The sequence below is a fragment of the Pseudomonas sp. WS 5410 genome, from assembly GCF_012985645.1.
GTDB lineage: Bacteria > Pseudomonadota > Gammaproteobacteria > Pseudomonadales > Pseudomonadaceae > Aquipseudomonas > Aquipseudomonas shahriarae.
In genome coordinates this window covers 1-21,460 of record NZ_JAAQWS010000004.1, presented here as the reverse complement: position 1 = coordinate 21,460, position 21,460 = coordinate 1, and the positions used below count along the sequence as shown (strand labels likewise).

General features: G+C 59.2%; 20 protein-coding genes. 4 read left to right on the top strand and 16 right to left on the bottom strand.

Annotation, left to right across the window (positions count from 1 at the left end):
• Window positions 1-28 precede the first annotated feature (28 nt).
• Window positions 29-670 carry an HD domain-containing protein gene (locus HBO24_RS07685; protein ID WP_057960922.1) on the top strand — a complete coding sequence of 214 codons (642 nt, stop codon included), beginning with the start codon at window positions 29-31 and terminating at the stop codon, window positions 668-670.
• Window positions 671-800: 130 nt separating this feature from the next.
• Here HBO24_RS07685 and HBO24_RS07680 read toward each other — a convergent pair whose 3' ends face one another.
• From HBO24_RS07680 to HBO24_RS07645, 8 genes are all read right to left on the bottom strand, one after another.
• Window positions 801-1,685 carry an ABC transporter permease subunit gene (locus HBO24_RS07680; RefSeq protein WP_057440425.1) on the bottom strand — a complete coding sequence of 295 codons (885 nt, stop codon included), beginning with the start codon at window positions 1,683-1,685 and terminating at the stop codon, window positions 801-803.
• A complete protein-coding gene (locus HBO24_RS07675) occupies window positions 1,682-2,563 on the bottom strand; it encodes an ABC transporter permease subunit (RefSeq protein ID WP_169851359.1) in 882 nt (293 codons plus the stop codon). Before HBO24_RS07675 ends, HBO24_RS07680 begins: the two co-directional genes overlap by 4 nt.
• 35 nt (window positions 2,564-2,598) lie before the next feature.
• The gene (gene potA / locus HBO24_RS07670) at window positions 2,599-3,741 is read right to left on the bottom strand and encodes a polyamine ABC transporter ATP-binding protein (protein ID WP_029289449.1); all 1,143 of its coding nucleotides are present in this window, start codon (window positions 3,739-3,741) and stop codon (window positions 2,599-2,601) included.
• A gap of 67 nt (window positions 3,742-3,808) precedes the next feature.
• Window positions 3,809-4,903 carry a polyamine ABC transporter substrate-binding protein gene (locus HBO24_RS07665; protein WP_057440426.1) on the bottom strand — a complete coding sequence of 365 codons (1,095 nt, stop codon included), beginning with the start codon at window positions 4,901-4,903 and terminating at the stop codon, window positions 3,809-3,811.
• A 241-nt stretch (window positions 4,904-5,144) separates the two neighbouring features.
• Window positions 5,145-6,257, bottom strand: a complete 1,113-nt coding sequence (locus HBO24_RS07660) for a polyamine ABC transporter substrate-binding protein (protein WP_057440608.1) — start codon at window positions 6,255-6,257, stop codon at window positions 5,145-5,147.
• 178 nt (window positions 6,258-6,435) lie between these two features.
• Complete coding sequence (locus HBO24_RS07655; RefSeq protein WP_057960974.1) at window positions 6,436-7,800, bottom strand: aspartate aminotransferase family protein; 1,365 nt, start codon at window positions 7,798-7,800, stop codon at window positions 6,436-6,438.
• 55 nt (window positions 7,801-7,855) lie between these two features.
• Window positions 7,856-9,214 carry a glutamine synthetase family protein gene (locus HBO24_RS07650; RefSeq protein ID WP_029289457.1) on the bottom strand — a complete coding sequence of 453 codons (1,359 nt, stop codon included), beginning with the start codon at window positions 9,212-9,214 and terminating at the stop codon, window positions 7,856-7,858.
• 39 nt (window positions 9,215-9,253) lie between these two features.
• Complete coding sequence (locus tag HBO24_RS07645) at window positions 9,254-10,042, bottom strand: gamma-glutamyl-gamma-aminobutyrate hydrolase family protein (RefSeq protein WP_170059519.1); 789 nt, start codon at window positions 10,040-10,042, stop codon at window positions 9,254-9,256.
• A gap of 278 nt (window positions 10,043-10,320) precedes the next feature.
• On the opposite strand from HBO24_RS07645, the gene HBO24_RS07640 reads away from it, so the two are divergent.
• Both HBO24_RS07640 and HBO24_RS07635 read left to right on the top strand, forming a co-directional pair.
• On the top strand, window positions 10,321-11,697 hold the full coding sequence (locus HBO24_RS07640; RefSeq protein ID WP_057440427.1) for a glutamine synthetase family protein: 1,377 nt from the start codon (window positions 10,321-10,323) through the stop codon (window positions 11,695-11,697).
• Between the two features lie 210 nt (window positions 11,698-11,907).
• Entirely contained in the window at window positions 11,908-12,540 is a 633-nt protein-coding gene (locus HBO24_RS07635) for a TetR/AcrR family transcriptional regulator (protein ID WP_170059518.1), read from the top strand.
• A gap of 106 nt (window positions 12,541-12,646) precedes the next feature.
• Here HBO24_RS07635 and HBO24_RS07630 read toward each other — a convergent pair whose 3' ends face one another.
• From HBO24_RS07630 to HBO24_RS07595, 8 genes are all read right to left on the bottom strand, one after another.
• Window positions 12,647-12,862 (bottom strand): TOBE domain-containing protein, encoded by a 216-nt coding sequence (locus HBO24_RS07630; RefSeq protein ID WP_003213899.1) that lies wholly within the window; start codon window positions 12,860-12,862, stop codon window positions 12,647-12,649.
• A gap of 27 nt (window positions 12,863-12,889) precedes the next feature.
• Window positions 12,890-13,696, bottom strand: a complete 807-nt coding sequence (gene ssuB, locus HBO24_RS07625) for an aliphatic sulfonates ABC transporter ATP-binding protein (RefSeq protein WP_115129236.1) — start codon at window positions 13,694-13,696, stop codon at window positions 12,890-12,892.
• Complete coding sequence (gene ssuC, locus HBO24_RS07620) at window positions 13,693-14,481, bottom strand: aliphatic sulfonate ABC transporter permease SsuC (RefSeq protein WP_029289469.1); 789 nt, start codon at window positions 14,479-14,481, stop codon at window positions 13,693-13,695. Before ssuC ends, ssuB begins: the two co-directional genes overlap by 4 nt.
• Window positions 14,482-14,490: 9 nt before the next feature.
• Entirely contained in the window at window positions 14,491-15,639 is a 1,149-nt protein-coding gene (gene ssuD / locus HBO24_RS07615; protein WP_057960927.1) for an FMNH2-dependent alkanesulfonate monooxygenase, read from the bottom strand.
• Between the two features lie 25 nt (window positions 15,640-15,664).
• Window positions 15,665-16,633, bottom strand: a complete 969-nt coding sequence (locus tag HBO24_RS07610; protein ID WP_057440431.1) for a sulfonate ABC transporter substrate-binding protein — start codon at window positions 16,631-16,633, stop codon at window positions 15,665-15,667.
• A 93-nt stretch (window positions 16,634-16,726) separates the two neighbouring features.
• Window positions 16,727-17,320, bottom strand: coding sequence for an NADPH-dependent FMN reductase (ssuE, locus tag HBO24_RS07605; RefSeq protein ID WP_057440432.1), 594 nt, complete (start codon window positions 17,318-17,320; stop codon window positions 16,727-16,729).
• A 316-nt stretch (window positions 17,321-17,636) separates the two neighbouring features.
• The gene (locus tag HBO24_RS07600; protein ID WP_057960929.1) at window positions 17,637-18,275 is read right to left on the bottom strand and encodes a peroxiredoxin; all 639 of its coding nucleotides are present in this window, start codon (window positions 18,273-18,275) and stop codon (window positions 17,637-17,639) included.
• Window positions 18,276-18,556: 281 nt separating this feature from the next.
• Window positions 18,557-19,882, bottom strand: a complete 1,326-nt coding sequence (locus HBO24_RS07595) for an OprD family outer membrane porin (protein WP_057960930.1) — start codon at window positions 19,880-19,882, stop codon at window positions 18,557-18,559.
• Window positions 19,883-20,251: 369 nt separating this feature from the next.
• Between HBO24_RS07595 and tauA the strand changes: the two genes are divergently transcribed.
• The gene (gene tauA, locus HBO24_RS07590; RefSeq protein ID WP_170059517.1) at window positions 20,252-21,238 is read left to right on the top strand and encodes a taurine ABC transporter substrate-binding protein; all 987 of its coding nucleotides are present in this window, start codon (window positions 20,252-20,254) and stop codon (window positions 21,236-21,238) included.
• The last annotated feature ends 222 nt before the right edge of the window (window positions 21,239-21,460 follow it).

The following is a 21,460-nucleotide window of genomic DNA, read 5'->3' as shown; positions in this document are numbered from 1 at the left end:
ACCCCGCGCTTTTTTGAGGATCATGACCATGAGCACCACCATCGCCGGCATCCAAATCCCCGACAGCGCCCTGGCCAAGGCCACCACCGAATATATCCGCGACATTGAATCCGACCTGCTCTACCACCACTCCCGCCGGGTGTTCCTGTTTGGCGCCTTGAGCGGCGAGCGCAAGCAGATGGCCTATAACCCGGAACTGCTGTACGTCGGCGCGATGTTCCATGACCTGGGCCTGATGGACGGGCACCGCAGCGATGACGAGCGTTTTGAAGTGGACGGCGCCAACGCGGCCGCCGCCTTTCTCAAGCCCTATGGCTTGAGCGATGACGATATCGAGCAAGTATGGCTGTCCATCGCCCTGCACACCACGCCAGGCGTGCCCAAGCACCTGCGCCCTACCGTCGCCCTGGTGACCGCTGGCGTAGAGATGGACGTGCTGGGCATGGACTACGCCGCGTTTACCCACGTGCAGCGCGAGGCGGTGGTGCATGCGCATCCACGGGGTGAAGGGTTCAAGGAGTGCATCATCTGCGCGTTTGCCGACGGGTTGCGCCATCGCCCGCAGACCACGTTTGGCAACGTGAAGACCGATGTGCTGGTGGATCAGGAGCCGGGGTTCAAGCCGATGAACTTTGTCGAAGTGATTCGCCAGTCGCCGTGGACGGCTTAATCAACTTGAAATGCAATCAAATGTGGGAGCTGGCTTGCCTGCTATAGCGGTGGTTCAGTCACATCTTCAGTGACTGACACTCTGCTATCGCAGGCAAGCCAGCTCCCACATTTTGAGCCTGTTCCGGCGTTTAGACCGGTGCTGGCGCCCGGCGTACATCCGGCTGTTTCCAGCCATCCGCTGCCGCTTCTTCGATGGCTTGCTGGATGGCCTTCTTGCGCCGCTCTTCAGCACGGCGGCTGAAGAACCACACCAGGAACGTCACCAGCGACACCGCCAGCAAAATCAGGCTGGCCACGGCGTTGATCTCGGGTTTGACCCCAAGGCGCACCGCCGAGAACACTTCCATCGGCAAGGTGGTCGAACCCGGGCCCGAGACGAAGCTGGCCAGTACCAGGTCATCCAGGGACAACGCGAAGGACATCATGCCGCCCGCCGCCAGCGACGGCGCGATCATCGGGATGGTGATCAGGAAGAACACCTTCCACGGCCGCGCACCGAGGTCCATGGCCGCCTCTTCGATCGACAGGTCCAGCTCACGCAAGCGCGCCGACACCACCACCGCCACATACGCCGCACAGAACGTGGTGTGGGCGATCCAGATGGTGACGATGCCACGCTCCTGGGGCCAGCCGATCATCTGCGCCATGGCCACGAACAGCAGCAACAGCGACAGACCGGTGATCACTTCCGGCATCACCAGCGGCGCGGTCACCAGGCCGCCAAACAGCGTACGGCCCTTGAACTGGCTGATACGGGTCAGCACGAACGCTGCCAACGTACCCAGCGCCACCGCGGCCACCGCCGTGTAGCAGGCGATTTCCAGGGAGCGCGCCACCGAGCCCATCAACTGGGTGTTGTCCAACAGGCCCACGTACCACTTGATCGACCAACCGCCCCACACCGTCACCAGCTTCGATTCGTTGAACGAATAGATCACCAGGATCAGCATCGGCAGGTAGATGAACAGCAGCCCTACGACCAGCATGAAGCTGGAGAAACTGAAGCGCTTCATACCTTGCCCTCCATCTCTTTGGCTTGGCTGCGGTTAAACAGAATGATCGGCACGATCAGGATCGCCAGCATCACCACCGCCAGCGCAGAAGCCACCGGCCAGTCACGGTTGTTGAAGAACTCTTGCCACAACACTTTACCGATCATCAGGGTTTCCGGGCCGCCCAGCAGTTCCGGGATCACGAACTCGCCCACCACCGGGATGAATACCAGCATGCAGCCGGCGATGATGCCGTTCTTGGACAGCGGCACGGTGATTTTCCAGAAGCTGTTGAAGGTGCTCGAACCCAGGTCCGACGCGGCCTCCAGCAGGCTCTGGTCGTGCTTCACCAGGTTGGCGTACAGCGGCAGGATCATAAACGGCAGGTACGAATAGACCACGCCGATATACACCGCGATATTGGTGTTGAGGATCTGCAATGGCTCGTTGATCAGGCCCATGGACATCAGGAAGCCATTGAGCAAGCCGTTGTTGCTGAGGATGCCCATCCACGCATACACGCGGATCAGGATCGCGGTCCAGGTCGGCATCATGATCAGCAGCACCAGCACGGTCTGCATCTCTTTGCGCGCACTGGCAATGGCGTAGGCCATCGGGTAGCCGATCAGCAGGCACAAGGCCGTGCTGAAAAACGCCATCTTCAACGAGCCCAGGTAGGCCGCGATGTACAGCTCGTCGCCGGCCAGCAGGCTGTAGTTGGCCAGGTTGAGCACCACCTCCAGCTTCTGCTCGATGTAGGTGTAGATCTCGGTGTAGGGCGGGATCGCCACGTCGGCTTCGGCAAAGCTGATCTTCAGGACGATGAAGAACGGCAGCATGAAGAACAGGAACAGCCACAGGAACGGAATCCCGATGACCACCTGCTTGCCGCTGGGAATTATTCGGTGCAATCGCCGTTTGAATTTCTTCATGTTCATGAGCGAAGTACCACGCCGCTGTCGTCTTCCCACCACACGTAGACCTGGTCACCCCAGGTCGGCCGCGCGCCACGGCGTTCGGCGTTGGCGACGAAGGACTGCACCAGCTTGCCGCTCGGCAGCTCGACGTAGAACACCGAATGGCCGCCCAGGTAGGCGATGTCATGCACCTTGCCGCTGGACCAGTTGTGCTCGCAGGTTGGCATCTCGGTGGTGACCAGCAGCTTTTCCGGGCGGATAGCGTAGGTCACCGACTTGTCTTCCACCGACGTGGCAATGCCATAACCCACGTAGATATCGCGGTCCAGGTCGGCGCACTTGAGCACTGCGTGGCCTTCGGCGTCATCCACCACCACGGTGTCGAAGATATTGACGTTGCCGATGAACTCGCACACCAGGCGGCTGGTGGGGGTTTCGTAGATGTCGATCGGGCTGCCGATCTGCGCGATCCAGCCCAGGTGCATGATCGCGATGCGCTCGGCCATGGTCATGGCCTCTTCCTGGTCGTGGGTCACCATCACGCAGGTCACGCCGACGCGCTCGATGATTTCGACGAGTTCAAGCTGCATCTGCGAACGCAGCTTCTTGTCCAGGGCGCCCATCGGCTCATCGAGCAGCAGCAGTTTCGGGCGTTTGGCCAGGGAACGGGCCAGGGCCACTCGCTGACGCTGGCCGCCAGACAACTGGTGCGGCTTGCGCTTGGCGTACTGGCTCATCTGTACCAGCTTGAGCATCTCGGCCACGCGGGCCTCGACTTCGGCCTTGGGGATCTTGTCCTGTTGCAGGCCGAAGGCGATGTTCTGCGCCACGGTCATGTGGGGGAACAAGGCGTAGGACTGGAACATCATGTTGATCGGCCGCTCGTAGGGCGGCATATCGGTGATATCAACACCGTCGAGGAAAATCCGCCCTTCGGTCGGGCGCTCGAAACCTGCGAGCATGCGCAGCAAGGTGGATTTGCCCGAACCCGATCCGCCGAGCAAGGCGAAGATCTCGCCTTTCTTGATTTCCAGGGACACATCGTCCACGGCAATCGTCTCGTCGAACTTCTTCGTGACCCGGTCGATTTTGACCAACACCTTTTTCGGTGTCTGGTCGCCCTCGAGGGCTTTCTTATAGGCGCCGGAGGCAACTGCCATTTACGAAACTCCCAGAAAAAAAGAGTGCAGAACGTCCAATACAGACGAACCTTAGATAGTGTGAGCCTTACTTGCCTGTCTTGACCTTGGTCCAGCTACGGGTCATCAAGCGTTGCACTTTCGGGGGTAGCTCGAAGTTGACAAACGTCCGGTCGAGAACCGCCTGCGGTGGGTAAACCGCTTCGTCGGTGCGTATTGATTGCTCCATCAACGTATCCGACCCAGGGTTAGGGTTGGCGTAGCCGACGTAATCACTGACCTGAGCGATCACTTCAGGTTGCAGTAAATAGTTGATGAAGGCGTGGGCCTCCTTGACGTTGGTCGAGTCCTTGGGGATCGCCAGCACGTCAAACCACAGGTTGCCGCCTTCTTTCGGAATCGCGTAGGCGATGTTTACGCCCTTGCCTGCCTCGCTGGCGCGGGCCTTGGCCTGGAACACATCGCCGGAGAACCCGGCGGCCACGCAGATATTGCCGTTGGCCAGGTCCGAGATGTATTTGGATGAGTGGAAGTAGGTCACGTAGGGACGCACTTTCAGGAGTTTTTCCTCAGCCTTTTTGTAGTCGGCCGGGTTGGTACTGTTGGGGTCCAGGCCCATGTAGTTGAGCACCGCTGGCAGCATTTCATCCGCCGAGTCCATAAAGGACACGCCGCAACTGGCCAGCTTCTTCATGTTTTCCGGCTCGAACAGCACGGCCCAGGAGTCGATTTTGTCGACACCCAGCACTTCTTTGACTTTGTCGACGTTGTAGCCAATGCCGTTGGTGCCCCACAGGTAAGGCACGGCGTATTGGTTACCCGGGTCGTTCTTTTCCAGGCGCTTGAGCAGCGCCGGGTCGAGGTTGGCGTAGTTGCTCAACTGCGCCTTGTCGATTTTCTGGAACGCGCCCGCCTTGATCTGCTTGCCCAGGAAGTGGTTGGACGGCACCACCACGTCATACCCGGTGCGCCCGGCCAGCAATTTGCCTTCCAGGGTTTCGTTGGAATCGAACACGTCGTAGACGGGCTTGATGCCGGTGGCCTTTTCAAAGTTGGCCAGGGTGTCGGGGCCGATATAGTCCGACCAGTTATAAACATGCACAGTCGAAGCCGCCTGCACGCTGACTGCCAACGTGAGACCCGCCCCTACCAGCAAGGCTTTGCGAAATAAAGAAATTGGCAAGTGGAGGTCCTCTTAAATAGTTGGGCCCAAAGTTGTTGCCCGACAACAAAACCGGCGCGCAACTTACCTTCGATAAACCGATCCGGCAAAGCTTTCTGTCATTTAATGGGTGGGAGCGGGCTTGTGTGGGAGCGAGCTTGCTCGCGAAGGCGGCGTGTCAGCCTGCATATGCCTCTACTGACACGCCGCTTTCGCGAGCAAGCCCGCTCCCATTCAAACCCCCTCCCACACCTATCAAGGCTTATTTACCCGACTTGATCTTGGTCCAGCTGCGCGTCAGCAGGCGCTGGGTAGCGGCCGGCAGATCGCTGATTGCATACAGCTTGGCCTTCACTGCATCCGACGGATAGATGCTCGGGTCACCCGAGATATCCTTGCTCACCAGCGGCGTGGCAGCCTTGTTACCGTTCGGGAAACGTACGCTGTTGGTGATTTCAGCCATGACTTCAGGCTTGAGCAGGTAGTTCATGAACTGGTAGGCGGCGTCCAGGTTCTCGGCATCTTTAGGGATGGCGACCATGTCGTAGAAGCTGCCTGCGCCTTCCTTGGGAATGGCGTAGGAAACTTTAACCTTGCCACCGGCTTCAGCCGCGCGGGATTTGGACTGTTCCAGATCACCCGAGTAACCCACGGCCACGCAGATGTTGCCGTTGGCCAGGTCCGAGATGTACTTGGAGGAGTGGAAGTAACCCACCGAAGGACGGATCTTGAGGAACAGCGCTTCGGCTTCAGCCAGTTGCTTCTTGTCCTGGCTGTCGGTCGGGTAGCCCAGGTAGTGCAGGGCCACCGGGATCATTTCGGTTGGCGAGTCGAGGAAGCTCACGCCACAGCTTTTGAGTTTTTCGATGTTCTCGGGCTTGAACAGCACATCCCACGAGTCGATCTTGTCGACGCCCAGCGCAGCTTTGACCTTGTCCGGGTTGTAGCCGATGCCGATGGTGCCCCACATGTACGGGAATGCGTGCAGGTTGCCTTTGTCGCTGGCATCACCCACGGCCTTGAGCAGGTCGGTGTCGAGGTTCTTCCAGTTTGGCAGCTTGGACTTGTCCAGCTCCTGATACACACCGGCCTTGATCTGCTTGGCCAGGAAGTTGTTCGACGGTACGACGATGTCGTAGCCGGACTTGCCCGCCAGCAGCTTGGCTTCCAGGGTTTCGTTGCTGTCGAAAACGTCGTACACCACCTTGATGCCGGACTCTTTCTCAAAGTTGGCTACGGTGTCCGGTGCAATGTAGTCGGACCAGTTGTAGACGTGCAGCACTTTGTCGGCAGCCTGGGCCGTGCCTGCCATTGCGCCCATCAGGGACAAGGCCAGGAGGGTCTTGCCGGCGTTCTTCAAACCTAATGCCTTCATTCGGTCATGCTCCAATTTTTCTTTTTTGGGCCACATTTTTCTACGTTTCATGGCCCGTCGAAGGGCGACAAAACAGGGCGACAGTCTGGCAAGTTCAGGGGCCGGCTTTCAACCAAAGCCCCGCATTTATCATTACCTGAATGCAACAGCCGCAGCCGCTGCATCCTGAGCCTAGCACTTAGCCCTGCAATGCCGCCAAAGTCAGGTCCAGGCAATGGCGAGCCTTGGTCACCAGCTCGTCAATCTCGGCCTTGCTGATCACCAGCGGCGGCGAAATGATCATGGTGTCGCCCACGGCGCGCATGATCAGGCCATTTTCGAAGCAGAAGGTGCGGCAGATCATGCCCACGCCCTTTCCTTCATAACGCTTGCGCGTGGCCTTGTCCTGGACCAGCTCGATCGCACCCAACATGCCGACACCGCGCACTTCGCCCACCAGCGGATGATCCGCCAGCTCACGTAGACGCTTCTGCAAATACGGTGCCGTTTCGTCATGGACGCGGCTGACAATTTTTTCATCGCGCATGATGCGGATGTTTTCCAGGGCCACCGCAGCAGCCACCGGGTGCCCGGAATAGGTGAAGCCGTGGTTGAAATCGCCGCCTTCGTTGAGCACCGCCACCACTTCGTCGCGCACAATCAGGCCGCCCATGGGGATATAGCCCGAGGTCAGGCCCTTGGCGATGGTCATCATGTCCGGCTTGAGATCGTAGAAATCGCTACCGAACCACTCACCGGTGCGGCCAAAGCCACAGATCACTTCGTCGGCGACAAACAGGATGTCGTACTTGGCGAGGATTTCCTTGATGCGCGGCCAGTAGCTGGCTGGCGGCACGATCACACCGCCGGCGCCCTGGATCGGCTCGGCAATAAAGGCACCGACGTTGTCCACGCCGAGTTCCAGAATTTTCTCTTCCAGTTGGTTGGCGGCCCACACCCCGAACTCTTCAGGGCTCATGTCGCCGCCTTCGCCGAACCAGTACGGCTGGGCGATATGCACGATGCCCGGGATCGGCAAGTCGCCCTGCTCGTGCATATAAGTCATGCCGCCCAGGCTGGCGCCGGCCACGGTGGAACCGTGGTAGCCATTCTTGCGGCTGATGATGGTTTTTTTGTTCGGCTGGCCCTTGATCGCCCAGTAGTGGCGGACCATACGCAACATGGTGTCGTTGCCTTCGGAGCCGGAGCCGGTGAAGAACACGTGGTTCATGCCGGCCGGGGCGATATCGGCGATGGCCTTGGCCAGTTCCAGCACCGGCGGGTGGGCAGTCTGGAAGAACAGGTTGTAGTAGGGCAGTTGTTTCATCTGCTTGGCGGCGGCGTCAGCCAGCTCATCGCGGCCATAACCGATGGCCACACACCACAGGCCGGCCATGCCGTCGAGGATCTTGTTGCCTTCGCTGTCCCACAGGTAAACGCCCTTGGCGTTGGTGATGATGCGTGGGCCTTTCTCTTTCAACTGCTTGAAGTCGCTGAACGGCGCCAGGTGATGATCGTTGCTCAGGGCTTGCCATTCACGGGTTTGCGGGTTGTTGCTGGACATACCAATCTCCAAAAAGTAGGTGAAGGTGCGGCCCATCCTGGCCGCACCCGGCGCATCAGACGGCGAAGAGCAGGAATTCCCGCTCCCACGAACTGATCACGCGCTTGAAGTTTTCATGCTCGGCCCGCTTGACCGCGACGTAGCCAGTGATGAATTTGTGACCCAGGTATTTCTCGATGGTCTTGCTGTTTTCCATGCGTTCCAGTGCATCTTCGATGGTCAACGGCAGGCGCAGGTTGCGTCGCTCGTAGCCACGACCGACCACCGGGGCGCTCGGGCTGATGCCTTCGACCATGCCGATATAACCGCACAGCAGGCTGGCGGCGATGGCCAGGTACGGGTTGGCATCGGCGCCCGGCAGGCGGTTTTCCACGCGGCGGTTCTGCGGGCCGGCATCCGGCACGCGCAGGCCCACGGTGCGGTTCTCTTCGCCCCACTCCACGTTCACCGGCGCCGAGGTGTCGGGCAGGAAGCGGCGGAACGAGTTGACGTTGGGCGCAAACAGCGGCAACAGCTCGGGGATGAACTTCTGCAGGCCACCGATGTGGTGCAGAAACAGCTCGCTCTTGGAGCCGTCCTCATTGGAGAACACGTTCTTGCCGGTGGCGATATCAATAATGCTCTGGTGCAGGTGCATGGCGCTGCCGGGCTCGCCGGTCATCGGCTTGGCCATAAAGGTGGCGGCCACGTTGTGCTTGAGCGCGGCTTCACGCATGGTGCGCTTGAACACTAGGATCTGGTCGGCCAGGGACAGGGCATCGCCGTGACGGAAGTTGATTTCCATCTGCGCCGTGCCGTCCTCGTGGATCAGGGTGTCCAGGTCCAGCTCCTGCAGCTCGCACCAGTCGTAGACGTCTTCGAACAGTGGGTCGAATTCGTTGGCCGCTTCTATAGAGAAGGACTGGCGACCGGTTTCCGGGCGGCCGGAACGGCCAATCGGCGGTTGCAACGGGAAGTCCGGGTCTTCGCAGCGCTTGGTCAGGTAGAACTCCATCTCCGGCGCCACAATGGGCTGCCAGCCTTTGTCGGCGTAGAGCTTGAGGACTTTCTTGAGCACGTTGCGCGGCGACAGCTCGATCGGGTTGCCTTGCTTGTCGTAGGTGTCGTGGATCACCTGGGCGGTGGGCTCGATGGCCCAGGGCACCAGGAACACCGCGTTCTGGTCGGGACGGCAGATCATGTCGATGTCGGCCGGGTCGAGCAATTCGTAATAGATGTCGTCTTCGACATAGTCGCCGGTCACGGTCTGCAACAGAACGCTCTCGGGCAGGCGCATGCCTTTTTCGGCAATGAACTTGTTGGTCGGCGAGATCTTGCCCCGGGTGATCCCCGTGAGGTCGCCAATCATGCATTCGACTTCTGTGATCTTGTGGTCTTTCAACCAATCGGTGAGCTGGTCGAGGTTGTTACTCATAAATGCCTCTGGGCTGGGTTTCCTGACATCCATTAAAGGTCAGGCGTTGTTTGACGCGTGTGCGTCTCTTTGTTTCGCCCGCGTTCGGCAGGCATCGCCAAATGCCTGGAAGATCGCGAGGTAGTACGGGTTGGAGCTTACCTGCCATTCGGGGTGCCATTGCACTCCTAATGCAAAAGCGTCTGCAAATGCCTTGCCCTGTTTGAGCGAAAAAGCCTCGATCAGGCCATCCGGCGCGGTCGCTTCGACCTGCAGGCCCCGCGCCAGGCGCTCAACGCCCTGGCTGTGGATCGAATTGACCTGGATCGTGGCCGGCAAGCCCAGGCCCGCCAATACCCCGCCCGGCGTGATCGCCACGGCGTGCGCCGGGCCGTACTGGATGTCCAGCGGCTGGGTATCGTCTTCGCGGTGATCAAGCATACCCGGCAACTCATGAACCTTCTGGTGCAGGCTGCCGCCCAGGGCCACGTTCATTTCCTGGAAGCCCCGGCAGATCCCCAGCACCGGCACACCTGCGGCAATCGCAGCACGAATCAGCGGCAGGGTGCTCTGGTCCCGTGCAGGATCATGAGCAGTCCCGGGCGCGCTGGCCGGACCGTCGTAATGAAAGGGTTCGATATTGGAAGGGGAGCCGGTAAAGAGAATGCCATCCAGACCGTCAAGAATATTGGCCGGTTCGAACAGCTCCGCCAGGGACGGAATAATCAATGGCAGGCCCTTGGCAGCGACTGCCACGGCGCGGACGTATTTGTCGCCACTGATGTGATAAGCATGCAGACCAACCTGTTTGGAGCAGGCGGTGACGCCGATTAACGGCAGGCCAGACATGAAGCACCCCGGTATTATTGCTGTTATGGGTTTGAATCGAGCTTAGCCTTGTTCATTTTTTTACACAACACCCCCGTAAAAAATACAACACGGCCCGCTCAAGCCTGCTAGTCCTAAGCCGGTCAAACTGGCAAAACTGCCCAAAAAAGCCGCAAAAAACCCCTCAAGGCGCTTTTTTAGGGCAAAAAAGGCCTCGCTTGACTTCGGCAAGCCGTTCGGGTTGACTGAAACCAGAAAAGATCAATGATTGATATTTTTAACAACAAAGGTGTTGCATCATGTCGGTACCCCCGCGTGCCGTTCAGCTTAACGAAGCGAACGCGTTCCTTAAGGATCATCCTGAGGTTCTGTACGTAGACCTTCTAATTGCGGATATGAATGGTGTGGTGCGCGGTAAGCGCATCGAACGCACCAGCCTCCACAAGGTTTACGAGAAAGGCATCAACTTGCCGGCCTCTTTATTTGCCCTGGATATCAATGGCTCAACGGTGGAAAGCACCGGCCTGGGTCTGGACATCGGTGATGCTGACCGAATCTGTTATCCAATCCCCGACACCCTGTGCAATGAACCCTGGCAAAAGCGCCCTACCGCGCAACTGCTGATGACCATGCACGAACTTGAAGGTGAACCTTTCTTCGCCGATCCGCGCGAAGTGCTCCGCCAAGTTGTAACCAAGTTTGACGACATGGGCCTGACCATCTGCGCCGCCTTCGAGCTTGAGTTCTACCTGATCGACCAGGAGAACGTGAACGGCCGGCCACAACCTCCCCGCTCGCCGATTTCCGGCAAACGCCCGCACTCGACACAGGTCTACCTGATCGACGACCTCGACGAATACGTCGACTGCCTCCAGGACATTCTGGAAGGTGCCAAAGAGCAAGGCATCCCGGCTGACGCCATCGTCAAGGAAAGTGCCCCGGCGCAGTTCGAAGTGAACCTGCACCACGTCGCCGACCCGATCAAGGCGTGCGACTACGCGGTACTGCTCAAGCGTTTGATCAAAAACATTGCCTACGACCATGAGATGGACACCACCTTCATGGCCAAGCCTTACCCAGGCCAGGCCGGCAATGGTTTGCACGTGCATATTTCGATCCTGGACAAAGACGGCAAGAACATCTTTGCCAGCGAGGATCCCGAGCAGAACGCCGCATTGCGTCACGCGATCGGCGGTGTGCTGGAGACCCTGCCTGCACAAATGGCCTTCCTGTGCCCCAACGTCAACTCCTACCGTCGTTTCGGCGCACAGTTCTACGTGCCGAACTCGCCGTGCTGGGGCCTGGACAACCGCACCGTGGCGATTCGCGTACCGACCGGCTCGTCCGACGCCGTCCGTATCGAACACCGCGTGGCCGGCGCCGATGCCAACCCTTACCTGCTGATGGCTTCGGTCCTGGCAGGCGTGCACCACGGTCTGACCAACAAGATCGAACCTGGCGCACCGGTGGAAGGCAACAGCTACGAGCAGAACGAGCAAAGCCTCCCGAACAACCTGCGTGATGCCCTGCGCGAGTTGGACGACAGCGAGGTGATGGCCAAGTACATCGACCCGAAATACATCGATATCTTCGTCGCCTGTAAGGAAAGTGAGCTGGAGGAGTTTGAACACTCCATCTCCGACCTTGAGTACAACTGGTACCTGCATACCGTGTAAGCGGATGCTGCAACAAATGAACGCTGCAGGCTTATGGCCTGCGGCGTTTTTTATGGCCTGCTATCTCGTTCCCACGCTCTGCGTGGGAATGCAGCCCGTGATGCTCTGCGTCACAACAGCGGACGCAGAGCGTCCTAAGAGGCGTGCCTACGCAAAGCGTGGGAACGATCAAGGTCGCGTACAATGCCCGCTGCCCTGTAGGAGACATCCATGACCCGCCCCGCCGCCCCTCGCAAACCCCGCGCCCGCAGCCAGGCCCGGATCGACGCGATCCTCGATGCTGCCCGCACCTTGCTGGCCGCCGAAGGCGTGGCCAGTCTGTCGATCTACAGCGTGGCCGAACGGGCGCAGATTCCGCCGTCATCGGTGTATCACTTTTTCGCCAGCGTCCCGGCCTTGCTCGAAGCCCTGACCGCTGACATTCACGCCGCCTTCCGCGCCGCGCTGCAAGCCCCCATCGACCACGACAGACTGCACCACTGGCGCGACCTGTCGCGCCTGGTGGAGTTGCGCATGCTGGCGATCTACAGCAAGGACGCCGCCGCCCGCCAACTAATCCTCGCCCAGCACGGCCTCACCGAAGTGACCCAGGCCGACCGCCAGCATGACCTGGAGTTGGGGGACTTGATGCAGCAAGTGTTCAACCGCCACTTTGAAGTGCCGGTGCTGCCGGCGGATGTGGACGTGTTTGCCCTGGCACTGGAGCTGAGCGACCGCGTGTATGCACGCTCGGTGCATCAACATGGGCAGATCACCCCGCGCATGGCGGAGGAAGGGATGCGGGTGTTTGATGCGTATGTGGGGCTTTATTTGCCGGTGTTTTTGCCCAAGCGCCCTCAATGATCGTTCCCACGCTCTGCGTGGGAACGCCTCATAGGACGCTCTGCGTCCGCTCTTGTGACGCAGAGCGTCACGGGGTGCATTCCCACGCGGAGCGTGGGAGCGATCATCACAGTTTAGCGATCGACACCTCGGTGGATTTCACAAAGGCAATCACTTCACTGCCAATCACCAGCTCCAGCTCTTTCACCGAGCGGGTGGTGATCACCGACGTGACGATACCGGACGCGGTCTGCACGTCGATTTCCGACAGTACGTCGCCTTCGACGATTTCCTTGATGGTGCCTTTGAACTGGTTACGCACGTTGATCGCTTTGATAGTCATGGTGTTATTCCTCAAGGGACAAGTGAGTTAGTGCGCCCAACGCAACTGCGTAGGCAACGGTGAAACAGGTTCCGGCTCAGGCGGCGTGCCGGGCAGTGACAACACACGGTTAAGCACTTCGGTTTCCAGGGCCGCCAGGCGATGGGAGCCACGGACCCGCGGGCGCGGTAGTTCGACGTGCAGGTCGAGGCCGATTTCGCCGTCTTCGATCAGGATCACCCGGTCGGCAATGGCCACGGCTTCGCTGACGTCATGGGTCACCAGCAACACGGTAAAACCGTGTTTGCGCCACAGGTTCTCGATCAGTTGCTGCATCTCGATCCGGGTCAGGGCATCCAGCGCGCCCAAGGGCTCATCCAGCAGCAACAGGCGCGGTTGGTGAATCAAGGCGCGGGCCAGGGCCACCCGTTGTTTCTGGCCACCGGACAACGCCGCTGGCCATTCATCGGCACGCTCGGCCAGGCCGACCGCTTCCAACGCCTCCAGGGCCTGGGGTCGCCAGTTGCCCTTAAGGCCCAGGCCGACGTTATCAATGATCTTTTTCCACGGCAGCAGGCGCGCTTCCTGAAACATCAGCCGCGTGTCTTCCAGGGCTTCGCTCAACGCTGCAGAGCCGGCCAGCAACTCGCCGCTGCTGGCTTCATCCAGGCCGGCCAGCAGGCGCAGCAAGGTACTTTTGCCGCAGCCGCTGCGCCCGACCACGGCGACAAATTGACCCGCCGGAATATGCAGGTCGATGCCCTTGAGCACTTCCCGCGCGCCAAATGCCTTGCGCAACGTGCGCACTGCCAGCGGGATGCCCCGTAGCAGACGTGGAGGTTGTTGGGCGGTCATGCCGCACCTCCTTTATGCACTTGATAGGCCGGATGCCAGCGCAGCCAAACCCGCTCCAGGCCACGCGCGGCAAGGTCCGCCAACTTGCCGAGTACCGCGTACAGCACAATCGCCAGCACCACTACGTCAGTTTGCAGGAACTCCCGGGCATTCATCGCCAGGTAGCCAATACCGGAACTGGCAGAGATGGTTTCTGCAACGATCAGCGTCAGCCACATAAAACCCAGGGCAAAACGCACCCCCACCAGGATCGAGGGCAGGGCCCCGGGCAGGATCACCTGGCGAAACAGGCTGAAGCCCGATAAGCCATAACTGCGTGCCATCTCCACCAGCGCCGGGTCGACGTTGCGGATACCGTGATAGGTGTTGAGGTAGATCGGGAACAGCGTGCCGAGGGCGACCAGGAAAATCTTCGCCGTTTCATCAATGCCAAACCACAGAATCACCAGCGGGATCAGCGCCAGGTGCGGCACGTTGCGAATCATCTGCACCGAGCTGTCCAGCAGGCGCTCACCCCATTTCGACAGGCCGGTGATAAACCCCAGGGCCAGGCCGATGCCGCCGCCGATCACAAAACCGAGGCCGGCGCGCCAGCCGCTGATGGCCAGGTGCGTCCAGATTTCACCGCTGCTGACCAGGTGCACCCCGGCTGCAATCACCGCGCTGGGGGCCGGCAGAATCCGTGTCGACAACCAGCCCGCCGACACCGACAACTGCCACACCGCCAGCAACAGGATCGGCAGCGCCCAGGGTGCCAGTCGATGCAAAATCCGTTGACTGTTCATGACGGCGCCTCAGCTCTGTGACGCGGCTTTGGGAAGAATGTCGTTGGCCACCATTTCGCCAAACGGGCTGACGTAGCCGGCGCTTTTCGGCAGCTCGGGACGTTCGATATCCAGGTGCGGGAACAGCAGCTCCGCGACCCGGTACGACTCTTCCAGGTGGGGATAGCCGGAGAAGATAAAGGTGTCGATGCCCAGGTCCGCGTACTCCTTGACCCGCGCCGCCACGGTCGGGCCGTCGCCCACCAGCGCCGTGCCGGCACCGCCGCGTACCAGGCCGACGCCGGCCCACAGGTTGGGGCTGACTTCGAGGTTGTCGCGACTGCCACCATGCAGGGCGGCCATGCGTTGCTGGCCCACCGAATCAAAGCGCGCCAGGGATGCCTGGGCCCGCGCAATGGTGTCGTCGTCCAGATGGGAGATCAGTTTGTCGGCGGCTTTCCATGCCTCCTCGTTGGTTTCACGCACGATCACATGCAGGCGAATACCGAAGCGCACAGTGCGCCCGAGCTTGGCCGCCTTGGCCCGCACCTGTTCGATTTTTTCCGCCACCGCAGCCGGGGGTTCACCCCAGGTCAGGACCATTTCCACTTGTTCGGCTGCCAGGTCCTGGGCCGCTTCGGAAGAGCCGCCGAAATACAGCGGCGGCCGAGGTTGCTGGATCGGCGGGTACAGCAGCTTGGCGCCTTTGACGCTGATGTGCTGGCCGTCGTAGTCCACGGTTTCGCCTTCCAGCACGCGACGCCAGATGCGGGTGAATTCCACCGAGGCCTGGTAACGCTCCTCATGGCTGAGGAACAGACCGTCGCCGGCCAACTCCTCCGGATCACCGCCGGTCACCAGGTTGAACAGCGCCCGGCCACCGGACAGCCGGTCCAGGGTCGCCGCCTGCCGCGCCGCCACCGTCGGGGAAATGATCCCGGGGCGCAGAGCGACAAGAAACTTCAAACGCTGGGTCACCGGGATCAACGAGGCGGCCACCAGCCACGAGTCTTCGCAGGAGCGTCCGGTAGGGATCAACACCCCGCCAAAGCCCAGGCGATCAGCGGCCTGGGCCACCTGTTGCAGATAACCGTGATCCACGGCGCGAGCGCCTTCAGCGGTGCCCAGATAATGGCCGTCGCCATGGGTAGGCAGGAACCAGAAAATAGTGAGGCTCATGGAGTTGTCTCCTGAAGAAATCGGATTACGGCGCTTTGGCAACGCTCGCAGGTGGCGTCCAGATCACGTCCTTGATGCTCAAGGGCTTGGGAATCAATTTGAGTTGGTAGAAGCTGTCGGCGATTTTCTGCTGGGCGGCGACCACTGCCGGGGTCAGGAACAGCGCGCCGTAGCCTTGGCGCTTCACCGAAGTCAGGGTGATGTCAGCCGGCAGGCCGAGCAGCGGTGCGACTTGCTCAGTGACTTCCTGGGGGTTGGCCTTGGACCATTCGCCCACGGCGCGCACTTCCTCAATCAGCGCCTTGATCACCTCGGGGTGTTTTTCGGTGTAAGGCTTGGTGGCCAGGTAGAACTGGTGGTTATCGGCAATGCCGGTGGCGTCACGCAGGGTGCGGGCTTGCAGTTGCTTCTCGGCAGCCGCCTGGTACGGGTCCCAGATGACCCAGGCGTCGACACTGCCACGCTCGAAGGCGGCACGGGCGTCGGCGGGTGGCAGGAACACGGTCTGTACGTCGGTGTATTTCAGGCCCGCGTCTTCCAGGGCGCGCACCAGCAGGTAATGCACGTTGGAGCCCTTATTGAGCACGACTTTCTTGCCCTTGAGCTCGGCCACCGATGTGATCGGCGAGTCCTTGGGTACCAGGATGGCTTCGCTGGTCGGCGCTGGCGGTTCGTAGGCCACATAGAGCAGATCGGCACCGGCGGCCTGGGCGAACACCGGCGGAGTCTCGCCGGTGACGCCAAAGTCGATGGAGCCCACATTCAGCCCTTCAAGCAACTGCGGGCCGCCGGGAAATTCGGTCCACTGCACGTTCACGCCCTGGTCCGCCAGGCGTTTTTCCAGGGTGCCCTTGGCTTTGAGCAGCACCAGGGTGCCGTACTTCTGATAACCGATCCGCAGGGTTTCTGCGGCTTGGGCTTGAACAATGGCGCCGAAGGACACAGCCGCAGCAAACAGTGCGACCAGGCCCCGACGCAAGATGACAGTGCGCATGGCGCTCTCCAAATTGACGATGAGGGTTGTGGCTGCACCTGCTTGGCCGTTGGCGGCTGAGTAAGGTGAGGGTTTCTGGTATTCGGGTTCGGCTTAGATGCTCCAGCGAGCACTCAACAAACGTTCATTCAACACATGGGGGTCCAGCGGTTGCGGGCGGCGAGCCATGGCGCTGTAGAACTGCTCCAGGGCTTCGCTCAAGCGTTGTTCAAGGATCGGCACCAACTGCGCCTGGGCACTGCCTTCGCCGTAGGCAATTTGGCTGTCTTCGGCAAAAATCCCATGCAGCAGCTCCTGAGCTTTCAGCGCCGACAGCACCGGTTTCAAGGCGTAATCCACTGCCAGCATGTGGGCAATGCTGCCGCCGGTGGCCATGGGCAACACCACTTTGTGGGCCAGGGCCCGTTCCGGCAGCAGGTCGAGGACGGTTTTCAACGCGCCGGAAAACGAGGCCTTGTACACCGGCGTGGCAATCACCAGACCATCGGCATTGGCCACTTGGGCCAGCAGGTCGAGCACCTTCGGGCTGTCAAAGCGGGCATACAGCAAATCTTCGGCCGGGAAGTCCCGCACCTGATAACTCACCACTTCCACGCCTTGCTGCTGCAACCAGCGCCGGGAATGATCCAGCAAGACCCCGGAGCGGGAACGCTGACTGGGACTGCCACCAAGTGTTACGACCAGCATCTGGAGTTTCCTTGAGCAAGTGTCGGCGGTTCGCAGTGCAGCGATGGCGCCAAGATGGAACAGACCATATCAGCAGATTTATATATCTATAAATCTTATTTATTCATTTGTTTATTCTTAAATTGCATATGAGAAAGAGCATTCGGCGGGCGAAAAAAAAGGCCGTCGAAACGGCCTGAAAACCCCTGCTATGTGAGTCCTGAAATGCGATTAACTTGTGGGAGCGGGCTTGCTCGCGATTGCGGCGTATCAGTCAGCACATTTCTTGCTGAACCACCGCATTCGCGAGCAAGCCCGCTCCCACATTGGATTCGGGTTACCGGTTGGGCTGTGGGGTCAGCCGCAGATAGGGCTTAACCGCACGATAGCCCTTGGGAAAGCGTTTCTTGATCTCGTCCTCATCCTTGAGCGAAGGCACGATCACCACCTCATCACCGTCCTGCCAGTTGGCCGGCGTCGCGACCTTGTAGTTGTCGGTCAGCTGCAGCGAGTCAATGACCCGCAGGATTTCATGGAAGTTACGCCCGGTGCTGGCCGGGTAGGTGATGGTCAGGCGAATCTTTTTGTTCGGGTCGATCACGAACAGCGAACGCACAGTAAGCGTGTCATTGGCATTGGGATGGATCAGGTCGTACAGGTCCGAGACCTTGCGGTCGGCATCGGCCAGGATCGGGAAGTTGACGACGGTGTGCTGGGTCTCGTTGATGTCCTCGATCCACTTGTGGTGGGAGTCCACCGGATCCACCGACAGGGCAATGGCCTTGACCCCACGGTTGGCGAACTCGTCCTTGAGCTTGGCGGTAAAACCCAGCTCGGTGGTGCACACCGGGGTGAAGTCCGCCGGGTGGGAAAACAACACACCCCAGCTGTCGCCCAGCCACTCGTGGAAACGAATCTTGCCAGCGCTGGAATCCTGTTCAAAGTCGGGGGCGATATCGCCCAGTCTGAGGCTCATGGTGTGGCTCCTGATGAGTGCTTATGGGAACCACTGTGCCTGCGCTGAAGGATTTTTAAAAAGAATAAATATCAATTTATTTAGACGATAAAGGAATATTAAAAGTCTGTTCACTGGACCGCGGCGGAGGCGTAGACCAACATGCACCCAAGGTTCGAGAAGGCCTTGAGACGCTGTAAAAAAGAGGGATTCAGGAAGGGCTTGCGGGGGTGAGCCTGACTTGTGCAAAACGAGCAAAAAAAAACCTCGCGTTTATCGCGAGGTTTTTTTCTTAACTTGGCTTACAGGAAGCTGTAAGTGTAGTTAAAGATCAGACGAGTCTGATCCTGATCCTGAATGCCGGTACCGCTACCGCGGTAGACACCATGACGCAGCGTAGTACCGAAACCTTTCAGCGCGCCCTGTTGAATGGTGTAGTCGACACGCATATCGCGTTCCCACTCGGACTGATCGCTGCCACCGTTCTTGGCTTTGATGTTGTCGCCATGCAGGTAAGCAATCGAGGTTTTCAAACCTGGAACGCCCAATGCTGCGAAGTCATAGGAGTACTGGCCGAAGGTGGTGTTTTCACCCGCACGCACGAAGGAGTTGATCATGCTGTCGGTGAAGAGGTAGAAACTGGAACCCCCGGCACCTTCGTTACGGCCATTGCCGTCAACCACACCGCCCTGGTTCAACCAAACGAAACCGCCGTCATCGTTGACACGCTGGTGACCGACCATGAACGCGCTGCCACCCAGGGAGTAGGTGAACATGGCGCTCCAGGTTTTGTTATTAACCTCGCCAGCATCCTTCGCGTAACCACCATTGTTGTTGAACTGGTAGCCAGCCTGACCGTTCTTACCGTCGGAGCTGCTATCGAAGTAGCGCACGTCGGTTTTGAACGACTGGCCTTCGGTGATCGGGTAGACGTGAACCAGACCCAGGAAGTGCTGCTTATAGAAGTCTTCCAGGTTGGCGTAGTAGTACTGCAGGGTCAGGTCTTTGGTGACCTTCCAGTCAGCACCACCATAACGGAACTGGTTGCTTTCCTGACTAGCACCGGCAACAGACAGGCCCGTGCTGTTGGTCGAAGCACGCCCGGTAGCGTGCTCAAGCTGACCGGCGTTGAACGTTACATTGTCGATTTCTTTGGAGGTGATAGTGCCACCGTCAAAGGTTTGTGGCAGCAGACGACCATCGCTTGCGATCACGACCGGCAGGTTTGGCGCCAGAGCGCCACCCAGGTGGGCTTCGGTCTTGGAGAAGCGAGCTTTTACGTTGGCGCTTGCGCTGCTCCAACTGCTCACGGCCGAACCGTCGGTGTCGCTTGGAACAAAGGAGTTGCTGTCTGGGTGGTGACCACGGCCACCGTCCAGGTGAAAGCCGACCAATGCCTGGGCATCGATACCAAAGCCAACTGTGCCCTCAGTGAAACCAGACTGGACGTTGAACTTCAGGCCAGTAGCCGTTTCGCGCTGGTCTGCACCGCCTTCGCGTTGATCGTTATCAAAATACAGGGTCCGAGAACTGACGGATGCCTTGGTGTCTTCAACAAAACCAGCGGCGCCTGCTTGCTGAGCCAAAACCCCAGCCGCGATGGCGAACGCCAATGTGGACTTCTTCATGTACCGCTCCTCTCGTTTCTAATTTTTGTAGTTCTTTGGTCTCGGGTCTGACGCCCTCGATCCACAGATGCGCGATTAGCGCCAGATAGTGACTGACAAGTCAATCGTAACCTTGTGTGTCTACTACTTTCGTCTAACCGCAGTTGATTTGGTCCTTGCAGGGTAATGAGTTTTTCATACACCCAAAAAGAATTATTTCATCCTTTTTCATACCATTCAGGAATAACACCTTCCATGGAGCAACCAGCCCGCAGTGGGGTATCGCTCCATAAGCTAATTCCTAAAGGGTATTTGTTGGCCATTTTTTAGATCGTTTAGTGTGAGCAGAATCCCGCACACGTCACTCACGATCAAAAAGGCGACGCCATCATGGCCAAACGCGCATCCTCTAGTCAATTTGTTACAGTTTTACTATCACTTACACTTTCTATTGGCGTGCAGGCAGCCAACCTCACCATCGGCTACCAGACCGGCATCGATCCGAGCAAAGTGCCCCAGGCCGATGGCCTTTACGAACAAGCCATTGGCGAGAAAATCGACTGGCGCCGCTTCAACAGTGGCCCGGAAGTCATCACCGCGATTGCCTCAGGCGATGTGCAGATCGGCAATCTCGGCTCCAGCCCGTTGGCGGCCGCCGCATCCCGTAATCTACCCATTGTGGCGTTCATCGTATCGGCTCAAATCAATAGTTCTGAAGCTTTGGTAGTACGTAACGGTAGCCAAATTGACGCACCCAAGGACCTGATCGGCAAAACCATTGCCACTCCTTTTGTCTCCACATCCCACTACAGCCTGCTCGGGGCCTTGAAACACTGGGGCCTGGACACCCGCCAGGTGAAAGTGGTGAACCTGCAACCGGCGCAAATTGCCGCAGCCTGGAAACGCGGGGATATCGACGGCGCCTTTGTCTGGTCGCCGGCCCTGGGAGAAATCCGCAAGACCGGCAAGACGTTGACCGACGCTACCGAGGTGGGCCAATGGGGCGCGCCGACGTTCGAGGTGTGGGTAGTGCGCAAGGACTTTGCCGAGAAACATCCGGAGGTCGTGGCCAAGTTTGCCAAGATCACCCTGGATTCGTTTGCCGACTATGCAGCCAATAAAAGCAGCTGGACGGTGGATTCCGGCCCGGTGCAAAAGATCGCCCGGTTGACCGGCGCAAACGCCGCAGACATCCCCGAACTGCTGGAAGGCAGCACCTTCCCCGATGCACAGGCGCAGCGAACCGACGCCTTGCTCAATGGTGGGACAGCCAAGGCCATTGGGGAGACGGCGAAGTTTCTTAAGGAACAAGGGAAAGTAGAGACCGTGTTACCGGACTATTCGGCCTATGTGACCGGAAAATTCATCAAAGAATAAACCCGGACAAAGAATGTGGGAGCGGGCTTGCTTGCGAAGGCGGTGTGCCAGTCAATAAATGCGCTGACTGACACACTGCCTTCGCGAGCAAGCCCGCTTGTATGGTTAGACTTGTAGGGGTGGTGGGACTAAAAGCCAGCATCTGACTCTAGCCAGTACAGACCGTGGGAGACTTCGCCCCACCCCTTCACCAAAGCGCCGATAAGGAATGCATCGGCCATG

Excerpts from the sequence above, each read along its gene's own strand:
- HBO24_RS07600 (WP_057960929.1), bottom strand. The coding sequence starts at position 18,275 with ATGAGCCTCAGACTGGGCGATATCGCCCCCGACTTTGAACAGGATTCC.
- tauA (WP_170059517.1), top strand. The coding sequence starts at position 20,252 with ATGGCCAAACGCGCATCCTCTAGTCAATTTGTTACAGTTTTACTATCA.
- HBO24_RS07610 (WP_057440431.1), bottom strand. The coding sequence starts at position 16,633 with ATGCGCACTGTCATCTTGCGTCGGGGCCTGGTCGCACTGTTTGCTGCG.
- HBO24_RS07680 (WP_057440425.1), bottom strand. The coding sequence starts at position 1,685 with ATGAAGCGCTTCAGTTTCTCCAGCTTCATGCTGGTCGTAGGGCTGCTG.
- HBO24_RS07650 (WP_029289457.1), bottom strand. The coding sequence starts at position 9,214 with ATGAGTAACAACCTCGACCAGCTCACCGATTGGTTGAAAGACCACAAG.
- HBO24_RS07630 (WP_003213899.1), bottom strand. The coding sequence starts at position 12,862 with ATGACTATCAAAGCGATCAACGTGCGTAACCAGTTCAAAGGCACCATC.
- HBO24_RS07645 (WP_170059519.1), bottom strand. The coding sequence starts at position 10,042 with ATGTCTGGCCTGCCGTTAATCGGCGTCACCGCCTGCTCCAAACAGGTT.
- ssuE (WP_057440432.1), bottom strand. The coding sequence starts at position 17,320 with ATGCTGGTCGTAACACTTGGTGGCAGTCCCAGTCAGCGTTCCCGCTCC.
- HBO24_RS07635 (WP_170059518.1), top strand. The coding sequence starts at position 11,908 with ATGACCCGCCCCGCCGCCCCTCGCAAACCCCGCGCCCGCAGCCAGGCC.
- ssuC (WP_029289469.1), bottom strand. The coding sequence starts at position 14,481 with ATGAACAGTCAACGGATTTTGCATCGACTGGCACCCTGGGCGCTGCCG.
- ssuB (WP_115129236.1), bottom strand. The coding sequence starts at position 13,696 with ATGACCGCCCAACAACCTCCACGTCTGCTACGGGGCATCCCGCTGGCA.
- ssuD (WP_057960927.1), bottom strand. The coding sequence starts at position 15,639 with ATGAGCCTCACTATTTTCTGGTTCCTGCCTACCCATGGCGACGGCCAT.
- HBO24_RS07685 (WP_057960922.1), top strand. The coding sequence starts at position 29 with ATGAGCACCACCATCGCCGGCATCCAAATCCCCGACAGCGCCCTGGCC.
- HBO24_RS07660 (WP_057440608.1), bottom strand. The coding sequence starts at position 6,257 with ATGAAGGCATTAGGTTTGAAGAACGCCGGCAAGACCCTCCTGGCCTTG.
- HBO24_RS07595 (WP_057960930.1), bottom strand. The coding sequence starts at position 19,882 with ATGAAGAAGTCCACATTGGCGTTCGCCATCGCGGCTGGGGTTTTGGCT.
- HBO24_RS07640 (WP_057440427.1), top strand. The coding sequence starts at position 10,321 with ATGTCGGTACCCCCGCGTGCCGTTCAGCTTAACGAAGCGAACGCGTTC.
- potA (WP_029289449.1), bottom strand. The coding sequence starts at position 3,741 with ATGGCAGTTGCCTCCGGCGCCTATAAGAAAGCCCTCGAGGGCGACCAG.
- HBO24_RS07655 (WP_057960974.1), bottom strand. The coding sequence starts at position 7,800 with ATGTCCAGCAACAACCCGCAAACCCGTGAATGGCAAGCCCTGAGCAAC.